The sequence below is a fragment of the Leptolyngbya sp. FACHB-711 genome, from assembly GCF_014695615.1.
GTDB lineage: Bacteria > Cyanobacteriota > Cyanobacteriia > Elainellales > Elainellaceae > Leptolyngbya_A.
In genome coordinates, this window is sequence record NZ_JACJOR010000459.1 from 1 (window position 1) to 6927 (window position 6927).

At 52.1% G+C, this 6927-nt stretch carries 5 protein-coding genes; 4 read left to right on the plus strand and 1 reads right to left on the minus strand.

The features are described from left to right. Positions 1-2852: response regulator (locus H6F80_RS20970; protein ID WP_206755101.1), on the plus strand; the 2852-nt coding region annotated here is incomplete at its 5' end. Here the strand turns inward: H6F80_RS20970 and H6F80_RS20975 are convergent. Next, positions 2806-3477 (minus strand): cytochrome b N-terminal domain-containing protein, encoded by a 672-nt coding sequence (locus tag H6F80_RS20975; protein ID WP_190793469.1) that lies wholly within the window; start codon positions 3475-3477, stop codon positions 2806-2808. The genes H6F80_RS20970 and H6F80_RS20975 overlap by 47 nt on opposite strands. Positions 3478-3683: 206 nt before the next feature. Between H6F80_RS20975 and H6F80_RS20980 the strand changes: the two genes are divergently transcribed. The 3 genes from H6F80_RS20980 (at position 3684) to H6F80_RS20990 (ending at position 6855) form a co-directional block, all read left to right on the plus strand. Further along, positions 3684-4574, plus strand: coding sequence for a DUF6671 family protein (locus tag H6F80_RS20980; RefSeq protein ID WP_518523624.1), 891 nt, complete (start codon positions 3684-3686; stop codon positions 4572-4574). Between the two features lie 11 nt (positions 4575-4585). Next, positions 4586-5281 carry an aspartate/glutamate racemase family protein gene (locus H6F80_RS20985; RefSeq protein WP_190793470.1) on the plus strand — a complete coding sequence of 232 codons (696 nt, stop codon included), beginning with the start codon at positions 4586-4588 and terminating at the stop codon, positions 5279-5281. Positions 5282-5415: 134 nt separating this feature from the next. Further along, positions 5416-6855, plus strand: coding sequence for a TldD/PmbA family protein (locus tag H6F80_RS20990; protein ID WP_190793471.1), 1440 nt, complete (start codon positions 5416-5418; stop codon positions 6853-6855). Positions 6856-6927: the final 72 nt, after the last annotated feature.

The following is a 6927-nucleotide window of genomic DNA, read 5'->3' on the forward strand; positions in this document are numbered from 1 at the left end:
CCCTAGACCCCCGCTTTGCGAACAATCCCTTAGTGACTGGAAGTCCTTGCATTCGGTTTTATGCAGGCGCACCGCTGATTAATCCCCAAGGCTACGTGCTGGGAACGCTCTGTGTGATAGATTATAAGCCACGCGACCTGAACCCTCAGCAGCAGGACGCTTTAGCCACCCTTGCGCGTCAGGTGGTGACCCAGCTAGAACTGCGGCGAAACCTGATCGTTTTGCAAAATGCCATTACCGAGCGGCAGCAAACCGAAGCGAGCTACCAAAATTTCTTTGAGAATGCTGCCCTGGGACTTTATAAAACAACGCTGTCGGGCAGATATTTGCAGGCCAACGCTTCGCTGGCTCAGATTTATGGCTATGACTCTTCTGCCGAACTGACTGCTACCATCCAAAATGTTGATCAGCAGCTTTATGTTGATCCGCTTCGCCGACAAGTGTTTATGCAAGAAATTCGATCGCGAGGCGAGGTTTGTGGATTTGAATCTCAGGTTTACCGAAAGGACGGACAAGTCATTTGGATCTCAGAGAGTACCCGTCTTTTGTATGATGCGACCGGAGAGCCGATCGCCCTTGAAGGAAGCATCACCGATATCAGCGATCGAAAACAGATTGAAATCAAGCTGCACAACCAGAACCATCGGGCTTCTTTGCTGAATGCAGTGAGCCAGCGGATTCGCTATTCGCTTCATCTGGAAGACATCCTCAGCACCACGGTTGCCGAAGTGCGGCAATTTTTGGAAGCAGATCGGGTGATGATCTACCGCTTTGATGCTGATTGGAATGGAGATGTCGTCGTGGAGTCGGTTGCACCGGGCTGGCGATCGGCACTGGGCGAAAGGATTGAAGATACCTGTTTTAAAGCAGGGGGATGGTTGCCCTATTACCAGGGCGGAAGTTCCGCGATCGCTGATATCGATCGAGTGACCCTTGAGCCCTGTCACCGCGATTTGTTAACCCGGTTTCAAATTAAAGCCAATCTGGTCGTTCCTATTATTCAATCCACAGGAACGCCCAACGAGCCGACCCTTTGGGGACTGTTGATTGCTCACCAATGCGCCCACCCGCGCCAGTGGCGACCCGACGAAGTCACACTGCTCAGTGAATTGGCAGATCAGGTTGCCATTGCTCTGGCACAGGCGCAGTTGCTCGATCAGGAAACGCAGCAGCGCAAAATGCTGACCGCACAAAACGCCGCACTAGAACAGGCTAAGCAGGCGGCAGATCAGGCAAATCAAGCCAAGAGCAACTTTTTAGCCATGATGAGCCACGAGATTCGTACGCCGATGAACGCGGTGATTGGCATGACCGGACTGCTGCTCGATATGCAGCTTACTCCCCAACAGCGGGAATATGTTGAAATCATTCGCACGAGCGGCGACTCGCTGCTGACGATTATTAACGACATCCTGGACTTCTCAAAGATTGAATCGGGCAAGCTCGAACTTGAACAGCATCCCTTTAATCTTTCAACCTGTATTGAAGACGCACTTGAGTTGCTGGCACCCAAAGCCGCCGAAAAAGAACTTGAACTGACGTATCTCAACAAATCAAAAGTTCCGGAGATGATCCTGGGCGACGTAACCCGACTGCGGCAAATTCTGGTTAATCTGCTCAATAATGCGATCAAATTTACCGAAACAGGAGAAGTGACAGTTTCAGTGAGTTCGCGTCAAATCGCAGCTGCCGAAACTGCACTAAACGCCGCAGCAGAACCCAACGCGCCTGTTTATGAGCTTCAATTTGCAGTGAGAGATACGGGCATCGGCATTCCAAAAGATAAGCTGGGGCGACTGTTTAAAGCGTTTAGCCAGGTCGATGCTTCAACGACGCGCCAGTATGGAGGCACAGGCTTGGGCTTGGTGATTAGCAATCGCTTGAGCGAAATGATGGACGGCAGGATGTGGGTCGAGAGTCAGCCGGGAGTTGGCTCTACGTTTTACTTTACGATTGTTGCCCCCGCTTGCCTTGACCCGATCGCGCCTCAAGGGTTGCCCTCCCTGGCAGCGAGAAAAGTGCTGATTGTCGATGACAACGCCACGAATCGCCAGCTTTTGACCTATCGCACCCAGTCCTGGCAAATGGCCCCTACAGCAGTAGCTTCCGGTGCGGATGCGCTTCGCCTGCTGCAACAGGGAGAGGCGTTTGACCTAGCAATTCTCGATATGCAAATGCCCCAAATGGATGGGCTAACGCTAGCAGAGGCAGTGCGAAACCTCCCAGCGGGTCAGGCGTTGCCGCTCGTGATGCTAACTTCGATCGGTCATAAAGACCTTACCACAACCCAGCGATCGTACTTTGCCGCATTGCTGACTAAACCCATCAAATCAGCTCCGCTCTACCGCATCTTGACCCAGGTCATGAGTGGGCAGCCGCGCCAGATTCAGGCTGTTCGCCCTGCCGAGCCAGAACCCAATTCGGACTCGGAACACAAATCGTCGCTGCGAATTTTGCTGGCGGAAGACCATCTGGTCAATCAAAAGCTAGCTTTGCTTATGCTTCAGCGTTTGGGCTATCGAGCAGATGTGGCAGGTAACGGATTAGAGGTTCTGGAAGCAATCCACCGTCAGTCTTACGATGTCGTGCTGCTGGATGTCCAAATGCCCGAAATGGACGGACTCGAAGCAGCCCGGCGTATTTGTCAGCAGTGGCAGTCAAACCGTCCGCGCCTGATTGCAATGACGGCAAATGCAATGGAGGGCGATCGCGAAACTTGCCTCAATGCGGGCATGGATGATTACATCAGCAAACCGATGCGGCTAGAAGCCCTGGCGCAAGCTCTAGAGAGATCCAAACCCGCGTCTAGCGTGGGGAAGTCGTCTTTGCTGGACCGGGAACCGCAGGCGTAGCTTCGGGAAGATGAGCCGTTTCGTACATCATCCGCAGGGTGCGACGCTGCTCCCATTCCTGCAATAGCAGCGAACCGAGATGAAAGACCGCAATTCCAACGGCGATCGCAGACAAAACATAGCTGTGCAGCGTATAGAAGTGTTCGACGGTGGTGGTATCGATCAATCCTCCGGTCAGCACATCCTTTGCAAATTGACCGACAAAAGGCAACTGCTCGATCGTTTGCAGCTCGATCTTGAGCCGCCAGTAGCCCAACTGATCCCACTTCAGAATCATCGAAGTCCAGGCAAGCCCGATCGCCAATCCCAGCAGCACAAAATCGCTGACCCAGGCAGAAAACCAGCTAATCCGAAACCGCCGACTGAAAAACAGCACAAACAGTTGCAGCAGCGCAACGATAATCATGCCGTTGCCCACGATCTGGTGGATCGAGTAAATGATCGAGCCGCCCGGTAGAGTATCGGCGATATTTTGCACCGATTCGTACGCGCCCGCCGCAGACGGATCGTAATAAAACGCGATCAAAATGCCGCTTGCAACCCCAAGCAATGTCAGGGTAAGGGTAACGACAGACAGAATTGTGGCAAAGCGCCGAAGGGAAAAGAACGAGGTGAGGGCGGACATGGTGGGTGGGGAGATAGGGCAATGGAGCTAAAGATAAAATTACTGTAGCGATTGCCGGGTTTTGAGGTGGTCTGTCGGTGTGTAGAAGTTTGGGGAGCATGGTTCAAACCTGCGCGGGAGATTGAATTTGGCATACTAATTTTTAGGGGATAGTTTTTTAGGGGATAGTTTTTTTAGGAAATAGTTTTTTAGGAGATAGGGTCGCTGTGGTTCAAAGTGGGTCTGGACGATTGCCTTTAGAATGGTTTCGCGATCGATTGGCGACGCTGGCAACGATGCACCAGAAAGAAATAGCAATTGCGCCGTTACTGAAGGAAAACTTGGGACTGCAAGTCACTGTGCCGCACGGATTTGACAGCGATCGATTGGGTACATTTACCCGCGAAGTGAAGCGATATGGCACTCAGCTCGAAGCGGCACGACAAAAGGCGATCGTCGGCATGGAATTAACAGGACACGCGATTGGAATTGCCAGTGAAGGCAGTTTTGGGCCGCATCCGGCAATGCCGTTTTTACCGTCTAATCGTGAAATTGTATTGCTGATCGATCGCGGAAATGATTTAGAAGTGATCGGTGAAGCAATTTCAACAGAGACAAACTTTAGCCACAAACAAGTCACTAATTTAGAAGAAGCAAAGACATTTGCTCGAAAAGCAAAATTCCCTCAGCATGGATTAGTCGTGATTGCAAATGCAGATGCAAACGGAATTACCAAAGACAAAGATCTGATCATCAAAGGGATCACTTCAGAAGCACAGTTAATCGATGCCGTGCAGTGGGCACTGAAACAAGCCGATCGCGTCCACATCGAAACCGATATGCGGGCAATGCATAATCCCACGCGCATGAAAATCATCGCGCAAGCCACCGAAGATTTGATTGCCAAACTTCAGAAAACCTGTCCGAACTGCAATACTCCCGGATTCTCAGTAGCCGATCGCCTTCCCGGCTTACCCTGCGGCTTGTGTGGAACGCCAACCGATTTGACGCGCTCGATCGTTTATCGATGTCAGAAGTGCCAGCATCGGGAAGAAGTGCTGTTTCCAAATGGGGTTGAAACCGCTGATCCGGGGCAGTGTCCCTATTGCAATCCTTAAGGAATTTCTGGATGAAAACGATCGGTTTAATTGGCGGCATGAGCTGGGAATCGTCGATCGAGTATTATCGGCTGATTAACGAACTGGCAAAAGCCAGACTGGGCGGACTGCATTCAGCAAAATGTGTGATGTATTCGGTGGATTTTGCCGAAATCGAGACGCTGCAACATCAGGAACGCTGGCAAGAAGCAAGCTTGATCCTAATTGACGCAGCCCAGGCAATCGAGCGAGCCGGAGCGGATTTTGTGGTGCTGTGTACGAATACGATGCACAAGCTAGCAGATGAGATTCAGGCAAATCTTCAAATTCCGTTTTTGCACATTGCAGACGCAACCGCACAGCGCATCCAGGCTGCCAGAATTGACACGATCGGCTTACTGGGAACGCGATATACGATGGAGCAGGATTTTTATCGGGGACGGCTGGAACAGCACGGCATCAAAGTTTTAGTTCCCGATGCAGCAGACCGAGCGATCGTGCATGACGTGATCTACAGCGAACTGTGTCTGGGCATCATTCAGCCTGATTCTCGATCGCGCTATCTTGCCATTATCGATCGGTTAATCAGCGCAGGGGCAGAAGGGATTATTTTAGGCTGTACTGAAATTGAGCTGCTGATTCAGCCGGAAGACTGTGAGATGACGCTTTTTCCAACCACGCGAATTCATGCAGAAGCGGCGATCGATTGGGCACTGGCAAATGCGTGAGGCTCCTCGATTGCTAACTGTTGTTAGATACGGAATAACCCTGAAACTCAGTAAAAATGGCTAGAATTGAAAGCCTGAGCAAAGCGCGCTAAGCCCGTCCAGCCTCTACCCAGCCATTCCTGAGGAAATACGTCATGATTTCTGAACTGCAACAAATCCTCGATCGCCTTGATATCCAGGCCGATTGGGTTGGACTTCGCATGGTGAAAGAGAACGTTAGCTCTCGATCGATGCGGGATGCCATTCCTCAAAGTAATTCCAAATCATCGAGTCAGGGCGTGATGGTGGAAGTGCTGGTCAATGGTCAGATTGGCTACGGCGCGACGAATTCGCTTCAGCTCGAAGATTTGCAGGCGGCAGCACAGGCGGCAGCAGCGCAGGCACAGGCAGCGAGTCGGTGGGCGATTTATCCGATGGCGGCAACGGTGCGTCCTAAAGTGGTCGGAGAGTATAGCTCGCCTTTTGTGAAACCGTTTGATGCGATGACGCCGGGAGAAATTAATCAGCTTTTGGCGCGGCTTTGTCAAACGCTGAAAGTCTCGGATGCGATCGTTCAGACCAGCGCGACGGCGATCACCAACGAAACCGAATCCTGGTTTGTCAGCAGCAGCGGCTCGGAGGTCTATCAAAAATTTATGCTGCTCGAAACGCACTTTGGGGTAACGGCTCAGTCGGGCGGTGTCGTGCAGCAGCGCAGCAATAATGGCTATCTGGCACACTGCTATCAGGGCGGCTGGGAGCTGTTTCCGATCGATGATCTGTGGGCAAGGGCAGATCAAATTGGGTCGCAGGCGATCGAGCTTTTGACGGCTGAGGAATGTCCGACGACAAAGACGATGCTGGTGCTGGCTCCCGATCAGATGATGCTGCAAATTCACGAAAGCGTCGGGCATCCGCTGGAACTCGATCGCATTTTGGGCGATGAGCGCAACTATGCAGGCGGCAGCTTTGTCAAACCGTCGGATTTCGGCAAATTGTCCTACGGCTCGAAGCTAATGAATATCACCTTTAACCCTACGGTGCCGGGTGAGTTTGCAAGCTACGAGTTTGACGATACGGGCGCACCTGCCAGCAAAGAATTTTTGATTCAAGACGGCATCTTGCAGCGCGGCTTGGGCAGTCTGGAAAGTCAGGCGCGGCTGGGCGTGGATGGGGTCGCCTGTGCGCGGGCTTCTTCCTGGAATCGTCCGCCGATCGATCGCATGGCAAACCTCAATCTGGAAGCAGGAATCGACAATTTCCCTGATTTGATTCAGGACATTGAATCGGGCGTTTATATGGAATCAAACCGTTCCTGGTCGATCGACGATCAGCGATACAAGTTTCAGTTTGGCTGCGAATATGCCCGCCTGATCGAAAACGGACAGCTCACCAAAACGCTGCGAAACCCGAACTACCGCGCCACCACGCCGGAATTCTGGCATAGCCTGGTCAAAATTGGCGACGAGTCTACCTGGCAAATGTATGGCACACCGATGTGCGGCAAAGGCGAACCCAACCAGGCGATTCGGGTGGGTCACGGCTCTCCGATTTGTGTCTTTCAAGATGTGGAGGTCTTTGGGGGTGGGGCATAACGTCGTTCGGTTGGTCATCCGTCATTTTGCTCGCCATTCATCACCCCGCTTCTAATTCTATGACTCCCCTTG

Bases quoted from the DNA above. Each gene is read 5' to 3' on its own strand.
- H6F80_RS20985 (WP_190793470.1), top strand. From the start codon at position 4,586: ATGAAAACGATCGGTTTAATTGGCGGCATGAGCTGGGAATCGTCGATC.
- H6F80_RS20990 (WP_190793471.1), top strand. From the start codon at position 5,416: ATGATTTCTGAACTGCAACAAATCCTCGATCGCCTTGATATCCAGGCC.
- H6F80_RS20975 (WP_190793469.1), bottom strand. From the start codon at position 3,477: ATGTCCGCCCTCACCTCGTTCTTTTCCCTTCGGCGCTTTGCCACAATT.